The organism is Oliverpabstia sp., from assembly GCF_022785585.1.
Lineage (GTDB): Bacteria > Bacillota > Clostridia > Lachnospirales > Lachnospiraceae > Oliverpabstia > Oliverpabstia intestinalis.
In genome coordinates, this window is sequence record NZ_JALFPR010000055.1 from 22,670 (window position 1) to 39,073 (window position 16,404).

Annotated in this window: 11 protein-coding genes, 1 pseudogene and 1 riboswitch; of the genes and pseudogenes, 2 read left to right on the forward strand and 10 right to left on the reverse strand. The window is 45.8% G+C overall.

Going from position 1 to position 16,404, the window contains the following annotated elements; translation table 11 throughout:
* Positions 1-43: 43 nt before the first annotated feature.
* A riboswitch (TPP riboswitch) is annotated at positions 44-152 on the reverse strand.
* A 55-nt stretch (positions 153-207) separates the two neighbouring features.
* Positions 208-1,482 (reverse strand): adenylosuccinate synthase, encoded by a 1,275-nt coding sequence (locus tag MSA64_RS03525; protein WP_022172849.1) that lies wholly within the window; start codon positions 1,480-1,482, stop codon positions 208-210.
* 135 nt (positions 1,483-1,617) lie between these two features.
* The gene (locus tag MSA64_RS03530; protein ID WP_287890571.1) at positions 1,618-2,931 is read right to left on the reverse strand and encodes a glycoside hydrolase family 32 protein; all 1,314 of its coding nucleotides are present in this window, start codon (positions 2,929-2,931) and stop codon (positions 1,618-1,620) included.
* 461 nt (positions 2,932-3,392) lie between these two features.
* On the opposite strand from MSA64_RS03530, the gene MSA64_RS03535 reads away from it, so the two are divergent.
* A complete protein-coding gene (locus tag MSA64_RS03535; RefSeq protein WP_154431377.1) occupies positions 3,393-4,442 on the forward strand; it encodes a LacI family DNA-binding transcriptional regulator in 1,050 nt (349 codons plus the stop codon).
* 114 nt (positions 4,443-4,556) lie between these two features.
* Here the strand turns inward: MSA64_RS03535 and purB are convergent, their stop codons facing one another.
* The 7 genes from purB to MSA64_RS03570 form a co-directional block, all read right to left on the reverse strand.
* Entirely contained in the window at positions 4,557-5,990 is a 1,434-nt protein-coding gene (gene purB, locus MSA64_RS03540) for an adenylosuccinate lyase (protein WP_022399718.1), read from the reverse strand.
* Positions 5,991-6,102: 112 nt separating this feature from the next.
* On the reverse strand, positions 6,103-6,861 hold the full coding sequence (locus tag MSA64_RS03545) for an amino acid ABC transporter ATP-binding protein (protein WP_154431376.1): 759 nt from the start codon (positions 6,859-6,861) through the stop codon (positions 6,103-6,105).
* 10 nt (positions 6,862-6,871) lie between these two features.
* Positions 6,872-7,519 (reverse strand): amino acid ABC transporter permease, encoded by a 648-nt coding sequence (locus tag MSA64_RS03550; protein ID WP_022172854.1) that lies wholly within the window; start codon positions 7,517-7,519, stop codon positions 6,872-6,874.
* Between the two features lie 274 nt (positions 7,520-7,793).
* Entirely contained in the window at positions 7,794-8,681 is an 888-nt protein-coding gene (locus MSA64_RS03555; RefSeq protein ID WP_227338664.1) for an amino acid ABC transporter substrate-binding protein, read from the reverse strand.
* Positions 8,682-8,978: 297 nt separating this feature from the next.
* A complete protein-coding gene (locus MSA64_RS03560; RefSeq protein WP_287890573.1) occupies positions 8,979-10,106 on the reverse strand; it encodes a hypothetical protein in 1,128 nt (375 codons plus the stop codon).
* Complete coding sequence (locus MSA64_RS03565) at positions 10,103-11,365, reverse strand: DUF5716 family protein (protein WP_118617556.1); 1,263 nt, start codon at positions 11,363-11,365, stop codon at positions 10,103-10,105. The genes MSA64_RS03560 and MSA64_RS03565 overlap by 4 nt, the downstream gene beginning before the upstream one ends.
* 21 nt (positions 11,366-11,386) lie before the next feature.
* Positions 11,387-14,935: a DUF5717 family protein gene (locus tag MSA64_RS03570; protein ID WP_287890574.1), complete on the reverse strand. Its 3,549-nt coding sequence runs from the start codon at positions 14,933-14,935 to the stop codon at positions 11,387-11,389.
* 212 nt (positions 14,936-15,147) lie between these two features.
* Here MSA64_RS03570 and MSA64_RS03575 point away from each other — a divergent pair, with 212 nt between their 5' ends.
* Positions 15,148-16,245 carry a pyridoxal phosphate-dependent aminotransferase gene (locus tag MSA64_RS03575; RefSeq protein WP_287890576.1) on the forward strand — a complete coding sequence of 366 codons (1,098 nt, stop codon included), beginning with the start codon at positions 15,148-15,150 and terminating at the stop codon, positions 16,243-16,245.
* 50 nt (positions 16,246-16,295) lie between these two features.
* Here MSA64_RS03575 and MSA64_RS03580 read toward each other — a convergent pair.
* Positions 16,296-16,404 (reverse strand): annotated as a pseudogene (locus MSA64_RS03580) (IS5/IS1182 family transposase); the annotation flags it as partial.

Below are 16,404 nucleotides of genomic sequence, written 5' to 3' on the forward strand. Positions count from 1 at the left end.
CAACGCAAGCCAAAACAGACACACCAAAAGGATGGTGTGCCTGTTTTTCTCTGTAAATCATCCCTACGTTGGCATTATCCAAATCAGGTTATGGGTCGAAACGCTGCCAGTCTCCTCTCAGCCTGCTTATGCAAGCTCCCCGTTTTCTATTCGTTTTTGAGAATTGCAAAATTGCAAAACAAAAAAGCAATCCCGGTATAGCATTTCTTATCTGTAGATGATATCATCTCTTCCCGGGCCATTGGAAATCATGGTGATCGGGAAACCAATCTTCTCTTCTACGAATTCGATGTATTTTCTGCAGTTTTCCGGCAGATCTTCGTATTTCTTGATACCGCGGATATCGCATTTCCATCCCGGCAGAGTTTCATACACCGGCTTTGCCTTTTCCAGCAGTGTGGTGGTCGGGAAGTCTGTAGTTACTTCGCCGTCGATGTCGTATCCTACACATACCGGAATCTCATCCAGATATCCCAGAACATCCAGTACGGTGAACGCTACATCGGTAGTTCCCTGCATACGGCATCCGTATTTGGAAGCCACTGCATCGAACCATCCCATACGTCTCGGTCTTCCGGTTGTTGCACCGAACTCGCCGCCGTCTCCGCCTCTGCGTCTCAGCTCATCTGCCTCGTCTCCGAAGATCTCGGATACGAATGCACCTGCTCCTACTGCGCTGGAGTATGCTTTACATACGGTGATGATTTTCTTGATCTCATATGGCGGTACACCTGCTCCTACTGCACCGTATCCTGCCAGTGTGGAGGAAGAAGTTACCATTGGGTAAATACCGTGATCCGGGTCTTTTAAGGATCCCAGCTGACCCTCTAACAGGATCTCTTTTCCTTCTTTCAGTGCGTTCCACAGGAACAAAGATACGTCGCATACATATGGCTCCAGCATCTTCTTGTAGCTCATCAGCTCTTCAAAAATCTCTTCCGGTTTCAGAAGCGGTTTGTGATACAGATGCTCCAGCATAACGTTCTTTTTCTCGCAGATGCCTGCTACTTTTTCTTTCAGCGCTTCCTCGTCAAACAACTCGCTGACCTGAAAACCGATCTTTGCAAATTTATCAGAATAAAAAGGAGCGATACCTGATTTTGTGGATCCGAAGGATTTGCCACCCAGACGTTCTTCTTCGTACTGATCAAACAGAATGTGATAAGACATTACCATCTGTGCACGGTCGGAAATCAGGATCTTCGGTGTCGGTACCCCTTTGGATACGATATCCTGGATCTCTTTGAAAACCAGTGGTACATTCAGTGCAACACCGTTTCCGATCACGCTTGTGGTATGATTATAAAATACACCTGACGGCAGAGTATGCAGTGCGAACTTGCCGTAATCATTTACGATGGTATGTCCGGCATTGGCTCCACCCTGGAAACGAACGATAATGTCCGCTTCTTTAGCCAGCATATCGGTAATCTTACCTTTTCCTTCATCTCCCCAGTTTGCTCCAACAACAGCTTTAATCATTTGGTTACCTCCTGACGGGTTATCATCATTTCCTTTACAAAAATGATTATACAACACTTTTCTTATTAGTAAAACTTATTATTACTTATAAATTAAAGTCAATTATAAATTTCCTTAATAAGTATACCATCTTTCTTATTTTCCCACCAGAACTTTTTCATATTTTCCGGAAATCTTTTTAGATTTTCCGTAAACCACATGGCTGAGCACATACTGACCGTCGTTGACAAAGATTTCAATCAGATGATCGTTCACCAGAATATCCAGCTGTGCCGCACCCTCGATCACCGGAGTCGCACCTACAGTTCGCACTTCGTCACATCCTTCAAGAACAGCTGACCGGTCGCCAACGATCTTTCCTTCGCTGCGGCTGATCACATACCCACCAATATTTAAGGTTTCTCCCTCAGAAAGATCCGTCCGGATCCGGAAGACTTTTCCACTCTCTGCTGCCTCTTCGGCTGTAGTTTCCGCGCTGAGGTATGCGTCCACCTGTGGATGCATGTGGAAATACAGATGTCCCTCTTTTTCTTCCACCACGCGAGCACTGCTCATCATACCGTTCCATGCCGGGCGATCCGTACTGTCTGTCACTGCCATCGGCATACGCATCCATGAGATCATCACTCTTCTTCCCTCCGCATCCAGTGTCGTCTGCGGTGCATACAGATCCAGACCGTAATCCACATAACTGTGAGTATCCGACAGCTTCAGTTCACAGGTCTTCGGATCAAATTCCGCCAGCGCCCACACAGCCTGGTCCGGATATTTCTTTTCCCCCGGTGTCAGACGCATCGGACAGCCGATGAAAATCCACTGATCATTCTGAGAAAACAGATCCGGACACTCGATCGTCCATCCGTATGATTCTGGCCGGCACTGATTTGCGTAAGTCCAGTTTTCTCCGTCTTTACTCGTATAAAAGAGAACTCTACCAGCGTCATGATACGAGCTTCCCATCATCATATAATAGCTGTCTCCGTCTTTCCACACCTTCGGATCTCTCATCTTCGGCTCTCCGACCTCTTCATCATGAACAGTCGGCAGCACCTTCTTTTTATCCCAGTTATTAAAATGGAACCCGTCTTCCGATACGATCATTGCCTGGCTCGTCTGAATGGCATCGTCCAGTACCCGGTGAATATCTTCCGGGTCTGGTTTCAGATATTTTACCGCGCTGTAATAAATCTTCAGCTTACCATCTTCTTCCAGTGCAGTACCGGAAAACACACCATTCTGATCATATTCTTTGGTTGGAAACAGTGCGATTCCCTGATACTCCCAGTGCACCAGATCCTCACTGACCGTATGTCCCCAGTGCATGGTTCCCCATTCCGGCGCATACGGAAAATGCTGAAAAAACAGGTGATATTTGCCTTTGTAATAGATAAAACCGTTCGGATCGTTGATCCAGTTTCCCGGAGCTTTTACATGTACAAGATCTTTCATTCTTATCGTTTCCTTTCTTTTGGTGCTTAAAGTAACCGGTTACTTTTTCTTTTATCATATCATTCACCTGTATTTTCGTCAACATTTTCTCAGATTTTTCATTTCCGTTTTTTTTGAATAGTGTTACCGGTTACTCGCTCTTTCCTTGTTTTTTTGAGATTTTTTTGCTATACTGGATTAAGAAATTGAAACGATTTGTAACTGTTCAGTACCTTCACAGTTACAAGCAAAAATGCATTTGAAATCACCTTCGGTGCTGGCATTTTTGCTCGTATGTCTCGGGATTTTGGCATATCCATGCCAAAACACCTCGCGGAATATTACTTACTGAATAGTTACAACAATTCAACTACAACGGGTCTGACGCGCACGATATGCCTGAGATCTTTTCCGGCAATCGTCGGAGGTTTGTACGGCTTCGACTCGTTGTTCCTATAAAAAGAATGCATGAGGCAACGATTATGGCACGAAAACAGAATGTAACCTTCGCGGACATTGCAAAATATACGAATTTTTCCAAAACAACCATTTCCCGGTATTTTAATAACCCGGATTCCCTTACCGAGAAGAACCAGAAGATCATCGCAGACGCACTGGAAAAGCTGAATTATCAGGAAAATAAAGTGGCGCGGATCCTGGCAAGCGGACAGACCGAATTCGTCGGTGTGATCATCCCGAACCTGTTTCTTCACTATTATTCCGAGATGCTTGACCGGATTCTTTCCACATATGAGACGTTTGGGTATAAATTCCTGGTGTTTTTAAGTAACGGAGATGCTGACACCGAGCGGCAGTATATTCAGGAACTTCTCGCCTACAAGATCGAGGGGCTGATCATTTTAAGCCATGCGATCCCTTCGATGGAACTTGCCAACCTGCATATCCCGATCGTAGCGATCGAGCGGGAGGATGCTCACATCAGCAGCATCAACACCGATAACTACATGGGTGCGATCCAGGCGACCAGTCTGCTCTATCGTCACAACTGTGAAGTGCTTTTCCACATCAACAATCCGACCGCCAAAAGTATCCCGGCATACGGTCGAATCGAAGGGTTTGAAGATTTTTGCAGGGAACAGCAGATTCCACACCGCGTCTTTCTCCATGAGATGAAAGATCAGACAGCTTCCCAGGAGCATCTGAAAGAGATTCTCTCCGAGATCGAGGCGGACTCTCCCGGCAGGAAAAAGGGCATTTTCGTCTCCAACGATACCCACGCCAGCATCCTGGTCAATCTGCTGGTACGAAAATACGGTAAACTCCCGGAAGACTACCTGATTGTCGGCTTCGACGACTCCCCCGCCTCCCGAAACGCCATCTTCCCGATCAGCACCGTAGCTCAGCAAATCGATGTGCTCGCTACTGAAGCGGTGAAACTTCTGGTGGAGCAGATTGAAGAACATAAAAACAGCAAACACACACCGGTCAGCGAACCGGTACACAAGATGATCACACCGGTGCTGATCCGCAGAGAGACGACGGAGAGGGATCTGTTGGCAGAAGACGATTAAACTACCTTTTCCCGCTTCCCACATAACTAAAAACTCCCCCGATTGGAATACACGATATCGTATTTTCCAATCGGGGGAGTTTTTTATACTTTATATTTTGTTATTTCCAGTCTTTTATACATTGATCTCAGCAGTCATACCCAGCAGGTCTTTATTCTCTTCCAGCATCGGGTTGATGACGTTTTTCAGGAAGGCGTCTACCTGTACGGAAGCGCGTCCTGTGTATTTTGCAGGATCCATGGTTTTTTCCAATTCTTCCAGGGTCAGGTTGAATGCCGGGTCAGCAGCGATCAGTTCCAGAAGGTTGTTGTCTTTTCCTTCTACTTTGACGGTCTTTCCTGCTTCCATGGACAGTTCACGGATTCTCTCATGCAGTTCCTGACGGTCACCGCCTGCTTTTACAGCATCCATCATGATGTTTTCCGTAGCCATGAATGGCAGTTCGGAACGCAGTCTCTTCTCGATAACTTTCGGATATACCACCAGACCGTCTACCACATTCAGGCACAGATCCAGGATACCGTCGATTGCCAGGAATCCTTCCGGAACGGACAGTCTCTTGTTGGCAGAATCATCCAGGGTTCTCTCAAACCACTGGGTAGCGGAAGTAATTGCCGGGTTCATCGCATCTACCATCACGAAACGGGACAGGGAAGCGATACGTTCACTTCTCATCGGATTTCTCTTATAAGCCATGGCCGAAGATCCGATCTGGCTCTTCTCGAATGGTTCTTCTACTTCTTTCAGATGCTGCAGAAGACGGATATCGTTGGAAAACTTATGTGCGCTCGCTGCGATGCCTGCCAGAATATTGACCACTCTGGTATCTACTTTTCTGGAATAGGTCTGGCCGGATACCGGATAGCACTGTTTGAATCCCATCTTTTCAGCGATCATCGGATCGATCTTATCGATGGTTTCCTGATCTCCGTCGAACAGTTCCAGGAAACTTGCCTGTGTTCCGGTTGTTCCCTTGGAACCCAGCAGTTTCATAGTGCTTAAGACATAATTCAGATCTTCCAGATCCAGCATAAACTCCTGCATCCACAGGGTGGCACGTTTACCTACGGTTGTCGGCTGCGCCGGCTGGAAATGGGTAAATGCCAGTGTCGGCAGATCTTTGTATTTTTCTGCAAATTTTGCCAGCTCTGCGATCACATTCACCAGTTTTTTCTTTACCAGTTTCAGAGCTTCGGTCATAACAATAATATCGGTGTTGTCACCTACATAACAGGAAGTTGCACCCAGATGGATGATTCCCTTTGCCTTTGGGCACTGTACACCATATGCATATACATGAGACATAACATCATGACGTACCTGGCGTTCTCTCTCTTTTGCCACATCATAGTTAATATCGTCTTTGTGCGCTTTTAATTCGTCAATCTGTTCCTGGGTGATCGGCAGACCCAGTTCTTTCTCGGTCTCTGCCAGTGCGATCCAAAGGCGTCTCCAGGTACGGAACTTCATATCCGGGGAAAAGATATACTGCATTTCTTTGCTTGCATAACGCTCAGATAACGGACTTACATATCTGTCTGTACTCATATATAATCTCCTTTTTCTTGTACTTGCCGCCTCTTTACGGACGGCTTACATTTTATCGGCTATACGCCTCACAACAGTAAAATTATATAATACCGGCCCGGGAAACGCAAGCTTAGTTCTGATGAAATTTTCCTAAAAATTCCTTCATTCTTGTATGGTCTGCACCAAATACCTCATCCGGTGTTCCCTCCAGTGCCACCACACCTTTATCCATAAAGATCACACGGTCAGAGATATTTTTTGCGAATTCCATCTCATGGGTCACGATCACCATGGTGATATCCAGATCCGCCAGAGATTTGATGACTTTCAGTACTTCACCGGTCAGTTCCGGATCCAGTGCGGAAGTCGGCTCATCAAAGAACAGGATCTTCGGATTCAGTGCCAGGGCTCTTGCGATAGCCACACGCTGACACTGTCCGCCGGATAACTGATATGGATAGGCATCTGCCTTATCTTCCAGCCCCATCTTTTTCAGCAGTTCCTTCGCCTCTTTGTACACCTCGCCTTTGTCCCGTTTCTGTACATGGATCGGCGCATCTGCTATATTCTTCAATACTGAATAATGTGGAAACAGATTAAAGTTCTGGAAAACCAGCCCGAAACAGGAACGGATCTCTTTCATCTCTTTTTTATCCGGATGCATCACTTTGCCATTTTCTACCCAGGCAGCTTTTTTCCCCATGTACAGGATCTCTCCGCCGTCAATCTCCTCAAGCATCGTCGCGCAGCGAAGCATCGTGGATTTGCCGGAACCGGAAGGACCGATGATAGAAACGATTTCTCCTTCTTCCACCGACAGAGAGATATCTTTTAAGACACCCAGTCCGTCAAATTCTTTTTTGATATGATTCATTTCCAACAGTTTCATGTCGACCCTCCTAGCGATAATAGTTCAGTTTCTTCTCAAACAGTTCCATCACCCAGGCTACCACATAGTTAAATACATAGTAGAAAATACCTGCGATAAAGAACGGTACTACAGTAGTCTGTGCAGCTGCAATCTGTTTTGCAACGGCAAACATCTCGATATAAGATACGGAATATACCAGAGAGGTATCTTTGACCAGTGTGATGACCTCGTTGGTGACAGATGGCAAAACGATTTTTACCACCTGTGGCAGAACGATCTTGAAGAAGGTCTGTACTCTGGTGTAGCCGAGCAGCTGTGCTGCCTCATACTGTCCGGTCGGGATCGATTCGATACCGGAACGGTAGATTTCCGCAAAATATGCCGCATAGTTCAGAGAACATCCCAGAATGATGGCTGTAAACTTATAACCGCCGATATTCATGCCCCACAGATAAAACGGTCCGAAATACCAGATCAGCAACTGCAGCATCAGTGGGGTTCCACGCATGATGGAAATATAGATCTTCACCAGCCAGCTTAGTGGCTTAAACCGGCATACGCGTCCAAAATATACGATCATTCCCAGTGGAAGGGAAAAGATCAGTGTCAGAAAAAAGATCAGACAGGTCTGTCCAAAACCCGCCGTCATCTGTCGTACCATTACCTCAATACTCATTGCATATCCTCCATATTCTACAGCACCGGGATAAACGAGCTAAAATACGCTTCGCAAATTTTACTCGTTATCGCGGCAGTCGTCAAGGTCTCGTGCAAGCACGGACTTTGACTCGTTGCTCGCGTAAATTTACTTATCCCGGGTTCGCGGTATTCGCCAAAGTCCATGCGGGCATGGACACTGGCTCATTACTCGCGAAAACATGCCCCCCGGAAGGTAGTGTCTGCCTCCCGAGGGGTTACATTTTTTCTTATCCGACGTTATTTTCGTCTTCTTATTCAGCTTTTAAAGTCACCATATCGGCGATTTCATATTTTTCTGCCAGTTCTGCAACTTTTCCTTCGTTTGCCAGTTCCTGCAGATCTTTGTTTACGATGTCACACAGTTCCTGGTTTCCTTTTTTGAATCCGATTGCATACTGTTCGGTATTCAGTGTCTCATCGAGGATCTTGAAGCCCTCTCCTCTCGAGTTCAGCTGATATTTGGCAACTCCGACATCAATGGCCAGTGCATCCAGCGCGCCTGCCTGCAACTCGGTAAATGCGGTATTGTAATCTGCAAATTCATTCAGAGATCCGAAGGTATCTGCCAGTGCTTTCTGTCCGCCTTCATCCTCACTCTGTAACAGATCCAGTGCTGCGGAAGCTGCCTGTACACCAACGGTCTTTCCTGCCAGATCGCTCAGCTGTTCGATACCGGAATCCTCTGCAACTACGATCACCTGGCTGTTATCCACATACGGAACAGAGAAGGTATAATCATCTTCTCTTCCGTTCATGGTAAATCCATTCCAGATACAGTCGATGGATCCTGAATTCAGTTCCATATCTTTGGAATCCCAGTTGATCGGCTTTTTCACCAGTTCCCAGCCTTCTTTGTCACATACCGCCTGTGCCAGTTCCAGGTCAAATCCGGTGTATTCTCCATCATCATCCATATAACCGTATGGCGGATATTCTGCATCGAAACCTACTGTGAACGTCGTTCTGCTGCTTTCATCCGTTGTTTCTGCGGAAGCATTCTCGCTGCTCTCATCCGTTGTTTCTGTGCTCTCGGTCTTGCTTGTATCTTCGGTCGCTGTATCTTTACTGGAACCACATCCTGCAAACAGGGACAGTGCCATTGTTGCTGCTACCATGATGCTTACTGTTTTCTTTTTCATAACAATTACCTCCGGTTTTTCATATGCTAACACTCTATCATAGTAAAGTATTAATGTCAAGACATTTTTCAAAATTTGTCTTTGTACTGTGGACACACCGGGGAGTTCTCATCTGCAACATATTTTTCCGAAAATTCGTTTTATCAGAACTGATCCCCGGAACCAATGATTGATATGCAATGCAACCAAAGAAAAAGCAGTGAAACCGGTTTTATTCACCGCCTTACTCTGCTTTTTCCTGTTTAACCTGATATTCAATTATTTTTATTTCTCATTGTTTTTTATTGATAATTTTTATCAGTATCCCGTGCTCTTATGGTACTCCGCAGTCAGCTGTTCCAGCAGATGCTCCATCCCCTGCTGATAATCCTCTTCTCTGCCCTGCTGTTTTTCTTCCAGTAACTTTTTATATTCCTGGCCTTCCGGTGTGTCATAGAGGTCTTCCACAGCTTCTTCCACTTCTACATAGATTTCTTCCTGGCGTTCTTCATCGACTTCCAGCTGTTTCGCCTTTTCCACAAAAGCGTCCACACCATGTTCCATATACACGGCATACAGAAGGCTCTTTACCGCTCCCATCGTGTGCAGTTTGCCGTAGGCGATCTCAAAGCAACGAATCGCTTCTTCCATCTGAAACAGCCTTGCATAGGCGCAGCCCATATTGTGGTAGATTTCTCCGATAAACTGTTTTCCGAGAAGGATCTCCTGGCGGGGAAGTTCCTGGTCTGAGGTCACTTCTTCCTGTTTCTCCTCCCGGGAAGAAGAACTATCCGTCTCCGCTGCATCTGTTTCCTGGTTCTCCGGTGTACTGTCGGTCTCTTCCTCTGCTCCACCCTGTGGATCTTCCATCATATCGATGGTGATCGCAACCGGAGACTCTGCTTCTGCGCCTGCAGGGTTTTCTGTTGTTTCCTGCACTCCTACAGTATGGTCCGCTGCTGCTTCGGTCGCTTCCGGTTTTCTGATATCCGTCACTTCGGTGTCATCTTCCGCTTCCCGGCGAAGCGCCCTTTGATAAACCTTGATGGCGTTCACATATTTTCCGTGTTCCATCAGATAATCACCTTTTCGCTTCTGACGCAACACTTCCGGTTCATTTGCCAGCTGTCGGATCTGCTGATTCAATCTGCGGAACTCTTCCAGAGACAGATAACTGATCTCCTTGAACACCGGAAGGATAAAATCTCCCACCTTCATCTCATCGTCATCCAGATGTTTATACAGATTTTCTGCCAATTTCTTCAATCCCAGCTGATCCCGGATCCAGAAACACAATTCCTCGTTCAGGATCGTACTGTCCAGCAGATATATATTATGATAAAAATAAAAGCACAGTTCTTCGATGGAATAGATATTGGTACTGATGTTTTCAATATAATAAGGCAGTTTTGCCCGTTTTACCTGACACAAAATATATCCACTCATTCTTCTGCCCCCCGACTCTTCATCGTCTCATGCCATGTAAGGTTGCTCGACGGATAAAGATCTCCAAATCCCATATCCGTCACATCAATCCTGCACTCGTCTGCCGCAGTAAATTCCAGATGTATATGCAGTCTAGTCGCTTTTGCCGGACGGTCCGGAAGACCGGGCAAAGGCATACTGTAGCGCACTTTACCGGTATTTTCCATATCAGACACAACAAATTCCAGTTCCCTGGTATCATCCAGAATAATTTCACAGTCTCCCATTGCTTCGTACCAGTTGACACCGGATACAATCAGTGGATGATAGGCCGGTGTTCCGAACACAGTCATCTCCATGCCCACATTTTCCCGTACCAGATCATTGCCCACATACAGATACCCCTTCAGATTCCGTTCCTCTGTCTTTTCTTTCGCAGCATAGCAGGCACCCTTGGAAAACAGATTATTTCCGTAAAATACCCGGCGCTGGTGTTTACAAAGCTCAGCCACAGATTTTTCTGCCCAGTCTCGCTCGAACCCTTCCCCCACCAGGTAAATACTTGAATAAACCTCACTTCCCACTGATTCTGTCACAAACTGGCAAAAATCCACATCACGCTGCATATATTCCGTGTGTAGTGTGATATGACCACCCCGTCTGACTCCGACATGTACCGGACGGGTACTGCGGTTCATCTCAAGTTTTGCATAAGAAACTTCATCCTTGTCAAATACAAACAAGCCTACACTTCTGCTCCAGATCTCCGGTTTCTGATATAACGTATGATAATAAAAGCTTTCTTCATAATCCTGCAGAAAACAACGGTTTCTCGGAAATCCCATCTCCCGGCATGCCACCCGAATGTTCTCCACCATCGGGCGTGTCAGTACCGGCGTAGTGATCATCAGTCCGTTGATACTCTTCACCAGATCCGGCACACCAAGGATACGAAGTGCATTACCGATAAATTTTCCGAGAAGTTCTCCAACCTTCCATGTAGCCCCGTCCACTTCCACTGTCTCCTGTTTCAGACACAGTGTATACAGGTTTTCCACAGGAATCTCATCCTGCTGTTCCACAAAGTACTCTACTTCCAGGCCGAAGTGCCATTCCTCTTCTCCCGGTTTCTTGCTGAGCACATTGGGAAAGGTATACTGACCGGTTCCCACCTTCACCGGCAGAGAAACGGGTTCTCCCTCACGCCGGTCATAATAACACAGCTGTGAGACCTTCTCCCCAAAATCAAATCCTACCAATATATTTCTGACTTCGTTCATTTTTCTGCCTCCATCTGTGTATTACGCATGGAGTACCGGAAACATTTTTCTTGCAAAATGTTCTCTCTGTAGGTACTGTTCCATGGCTTTTTCTGTCTGCTCTCTCCGTCCCAGTTTCCGGCCTGCCAGCATCTGATTGATCAGCTGATATTTTGTGTTTCCTTCCTGTAAAGACTCTTCCATCGTCAGAAGTTTCTTTTCCGTCTGTCGGGTATCATCCGGCAGTTCCACTGTCAGGTAATACTCCAGTATCTCATCATAAAACAGCAGGAATTCCTTTACAAAAATGCCCTGGTACATATTTTTCATCGGTTCACTTTTAAAGTTTTCACCGGTATCTTTGTCACGGATCAGTCGATAATGAATTGTCACCCGCGCTCCGGCCGGGTACTGAACCTGAATAAACTGTTTGTCATCCATCTGGTATGGTTTTGTGAATCTTGCCGGGAACTTCCGGTAAAATGCAAACCGCAGGCTGTTTTCCGTACATTCTTCGAGAATCTCATCGATCAGTTTTTCCTGCTCTTCTGTATAAGTATCCAGTTCTGCATAATATTTCAGGAGTGCCAGGTGACAGATCCGGTCTACCTCCTGCTTTCTCCTGCAACATTGTTCCAGGCACTGGAAAATATATGGATCTGTTTCTTTTTTGCCCAGAAAATATCCGTATGCCCAGAAAGAAATGTATGCCAGGATCACAGGTTCTTTTCCCTTCTGTGCCACATACTGTTCCAGCATCGCAGCTCCCTGCCTCAGATAGACACGTCCGAACATGGAGAGTAGAAGAATCTCTTCCTCCAGCGCATACGTATCCAGCTGGAATCCGCGCATCCGTTCCCATAAAAGTGCCATCTGTTCCACAGATCCAAGCAGATTATCGCTCAGGTAAATCAGAATCACTTCATTGTAGAGTCCCTGTTCAAATACATACTGCGCCAGATACACCAGTTCTTCCTGTTCCACAAAATCATAATCCAGAATCAGATAGCTGGTCAGTTTCATCAGACTTTCCGTTTTTATGCCTTCATAGCCATAACGGCTGATCATGTCCAATGCCGTGGCATACATCCCTTTTTCAATCAGGATCTCGCAGAGTAATACCTTATCTACTTTTGCAAATGTCACCAGATCCATTTTTTTCAGATAACTATCCAGCGTATCATCGCCTGCGTGTTCTGCATAATATTCCAGAATTTTTCTGCATACCATATGGCGGTATGGCTCCTGGAATTCTGACATTTCCACCACATGCTGGTAACAGCCAAGGGTGGAAAGCCCGATCTGTCTGCGGCTGTCATTGCCACATACGGCAAGTAACAATCCGGGTGTTGCGATATCCAGATTCATGCACGACTGCAGATATGGTTTTTCATCCATCAGTTTCTGTATATTGTAATCTACCGTTGTCGCATAACGCCGCCGTTTCTCATCCTCAAAAAGGATTCTCGCATCCGGTGTATACAGCTGAATATAGGCAGCACCGTCTGTGCACGGATAGCTTTGTTCTTCTTTCAGTTCTCCATGACACACGATGACGCTGCGAATCTTCGGATCATCACAGTACACCCGATAAGAAAACATAACTTTCGCCATCGCTTCTCCAAGAGCCGGCGTTGCAATGTCTTCGATGCATTCCTGATAGATGGTAGCATAATCTTCACTGATTCTTCCCTCCATCAATGCTTCCTGCGCGAATGCTTCCATCGCCTTACGATAATTCTGATATGTTGTCTTATCTGCCTCTTTATTGCGTATCACATTGGCATACACAGATGCCCGTTTTCTGCTGCTCAGTGTATTGTTATATACAAAATACATACGGATCACCTGCGGCAGTACACTCTGGAAGCCCTGAGGCATAGTTTCAATATAATATTCATATAAGCGGGTGATCCGGATATCTGCCTCCACTGCCAGCTGATACCAGCGGAAATACTCGCTCTTCGCCGGCTGTCCCTTCATAATGTATTTGCAGATATGATCCACCAGATCATTGCCAGGATAAGCCTCGTAACATTTTACCAGCAGACGGTAGATCACCGGCTGGAAATTCTTCACATATTCTGAGAGATGCCCGATCCGCATGGTCAGTTCTTCATTCAGTTTTCCATAACGTGCTGCATAGTGAAGAACCTGTACCATAAACGGTGACAGTTTTTTCAGATAGCCTGCTTCTGTTTCCATTTTCTCATAGGCTGCCAGATACAGAAACGGGCTTCTGCATCCCAGATCAAACAGTTCTTCCAACATATACATCTGTCTGCCCGGTGCCTGCTTATATTCTTCCGAAGTTTCCATCAGCACTTTCAGGATTGGATAACTGCCCGGATTCATACGATAGAGATTTTCGATCCTGGCCTGTGCTGTCATCTTCTGTTCTTCAGTAGCCACAGAGGTCTTCACTGCCAGCGCCAGATACCAGGCTTCTTCCTCCATCTGTTCCCTGGTAAATTTCAGTTCCCTGAGAGGCCACAGCACAGACATGGCATTTGCCACATCTCCGGTCTGTTCATAGATGTATGCCTCTGTCAGCTGTTGTTTCGGATAATAACATCCGAGATTCCGGAGATTTTCCAGTTCTTTCAAGGATGCTTCTTTCCATTCCTGCTGTTTTATCTCGCCCAGCAGATATTTTTCATACAGTGTTGCCAGTGCCGCCTGTCCTTTTTTCTCATAAGTTCTTGTGCTCAGTTCATAGGAAGCATTGCCCGAAGCCTTCACCTCATAGATATACGTTCCATATACGGTTTTGATCCGGATCTGTCCGTATTTTCTTCCGCTTCCCAGTTTTTCTTTGCGGATCAGATATTCCAGCCCATAAACACTTCCGATGAAATCCTCACTGGTGATCACTTTCTTTTCCACTTCCAGGAAATCTCCGGTAACCTCCACTTCCATCCGGGTATACCCCCAGGTGCTCTTATACAGATTCAGACAGTCTTTGACTGTAGTATCCAGATGATCCCAGGTCTGTTCTGTCTTTTCCAGACGCAGAGTCACCGGCTCTTTTTTTCCGGTTCCGATCAGAAACTCTTCCATATGCTGATAGGTCACCGGGTTTCTGGACATCCCCCGGTACAGGCTTTCGTATCCCGGATCTTCTCCCTGCAGCACTTTCAGAAAGCTCTCGCTTGTATAAAGACGAAATGCCTCCCGATAATCACTCTCCGCCAGTTTGATAAATGCTTCCAGATTATCCACTGCTCCGCGGGATGTCTGAATCCCGTCGTCTTTGATCTCTGCGTGTACCGGCACCTGGTATTCTCCCAGGTTACTGTTGATCGTAATCACTGCATCTACCGTCTCACCTGCGGACAGTCCCTTCACATCCAGCCCGTAAAGAATACATACGGTTGTTCCCGAAAATTTTTCTTTTGCCAGCAGTACCCGGCGATTGGATGACATGGTCATTCCCTTGATCCTGCGGTTATCTTCTGCCGCCACATATAATTCTCCCCGAACATTCTCCCCTTCATTGGTCGTAAGGTTAATCTGTGTATCGGAAAGAGTCAGCTTTGGTACTTCATATTCAAATCTTCCGTTTAGTAACTGTTCCATTCTTCTTTTCAAAGTATCCACCTGCGCTTCTTCTTTTATCGACCTTGACTATTTTTTTCTTATCATTATAATGAAACTAACATGATTGCTCATTTCATATGGTGTTGGGACAAAAGGCATTTTGCCCACTTTCTTATCATTTTGCAAAGCAATCTGCAAAAATACTCATAATTATTTTTATTATACACTACGCAAAAGTTTGTTGCAAGAAAAGAGGAGACATTATGATTAAACACAAGGATCATTTCCACGGCAGTGACCTGGAAGCTATTGAGAAATGTTATCATATTAAGAAGGAGGATATCATCAGTTTCAGTGCAAATGTCAATCCGCTGGGAATTTCTTATCAGCTACGTTCCACACTGGCCGATAATCTGGATGCGATCACTACGTATCCTGACCGGGAGTATACAGCTCTTCGCACCTGTATTGCCACGTATGCGGGAACGCAGCCGGAAAATGTGATTGTCGGAAATGGTTCCACAGAACTGATTTCTCTGTTTATTCAGACGAAGCACCCGAAAAAAGCACTGGTACTTGGTCCTACGTATTCGGAGTATGAACGGGAAATCGCACTGGGCGGCGGTACAACACTGTATTATCCTTTGAAAGAAGAACATGGGTTTCATATGGATGTGGAAGATTTCTGCAGCCATCTTTCCGATCAGCTGGAGCTTCTGGTACTCTGTAATCCGAATAATCCTACTTCTACCGCAATCACCTGCAGTCAGATGCGCCGGATCCTGGATGCCTGCCTGCAGTATGGAATTTTCGTGATGGTGGATGAAACATATGTGGAATTTGCACCGGAAGAGAAAGATGTGACCAGTATTCCTCTGACAAATTATTATACAAATCTGATCATTCTGCGTGGCACTTCAAAGTTTTTCGCAGCTCCGGGACTGCGGCTTGGCTATGCGGTGACAGGAAATCAGGATCTGATCAAGGCAATCAATACAAGAAAAAATCCCTGGACGATCAATTCGCTGGCAGAGATTGCCGGACGGCTGATGTTTCCGGATGAGGAATATATTCGTCATACGAGAGAACTGATCTGCAGGGAGAGAGACCGTTTGTATAACGAGTTGTCGACCTGGGACTGTGTGACGGTGTATGAAGCTTCGGCGAATTTTATCCTGATGAAGATCCGGAAACCCGGAATTACTTCCCAGGATCTGTTCGATCATTGTATCCGGAAGGGACTGATGATCCGGGATTGTTCCACGTTTCCGTTTTTGGATGATCATTTTGTGAGATTTTGTGTGATGCTGCCGGAGCAGAATGATCGGCTTTTGGAGGCGTTCAGAGAAATTTTACTGTAAAACTTTCCTTTTATACTCCTAGAGCGTGTCTGAAAAACATTTTAAATTGTTTATTTTAACCAAATTAATATTGAGGCGATACAAATAAATCCCAAGTAGGTTGCAGCTAATTTGTCATAACGTGTAGCGATTCGTCGGAATGCTTTTAATTTCAGAAAA

Bases quoted from the DNA above. Each gene is read 5' to 3' on its own strand.
- MSA64_RS03560 (WP_287890573.1), bottom strand. From the start codon at position 10,106: ATGAGTGGATATATTTTGTGTCAGGTAAAACGGGCAAAACTGCCTTAT.
- MSA64_RS03555 (WP_227338664.1), bottom strand. From the start codon at position 8,681: ATGAAAAAGAAAACAGTAAGCATCATGGTAGCAGCAACAATGGCACTG.
- MSA64_RS03575 (WP_287890576.1), top strand. From the start codon at position 15,148: ATGATTAAACACAAGGATCATTTCCACGGCAGTGACCTGGAAGCTATT.
- MSA64_RS03550 (WP_022172854.1), bottom strand. From the start codon at position 7,519: ATGAGTATTGAGGTAATGGTACGACAGATGACGGCGGGTTTTGGACAG.
- purB (WP_022399718.1), bottom strand. From the start codon at position 5,990: ATGAGTACAGACAGATATGTAAGTCCGTTATCTGAGCGTTATGCAAGC.
- MSA64_RS03530 (WP_287890571.1), bottom strand. From the start codon at position 2,931: ATGAAAGATCTTGTACATGTAAAAGCTCCGGGAAACTGGATCAACGAT.
- MSA64_RS03545 (WP_154431376.1), bottom strand. From the start codon at position 6,861: ATGAAACTGTTGGAAATGAATCATATCAAAAAAGAATTTGACGGACTG.
- MSA64_RS03535 (WP_154431377.1), top strand. From the start codon at position 3,393: ATGGCACGAAAACAGAATGTAACCTTCGCGGACATTGCAAAATATACG.
- MSA64_RS03525 (WP_022172849.1), bottom strand. From the start codon at position 1,482: ATGATTAAAGCTGTTGTTGGAGCAAACTGGGGAGATGAAGGAAAAGGT.
- MSA64_RS03565 (WP_118617556.1), bottom strand. From the start codon at position 11,365: ATGAACGAAGTCAGAAATATATTGGTAGGATTTGATTTTGGGGAGAAG.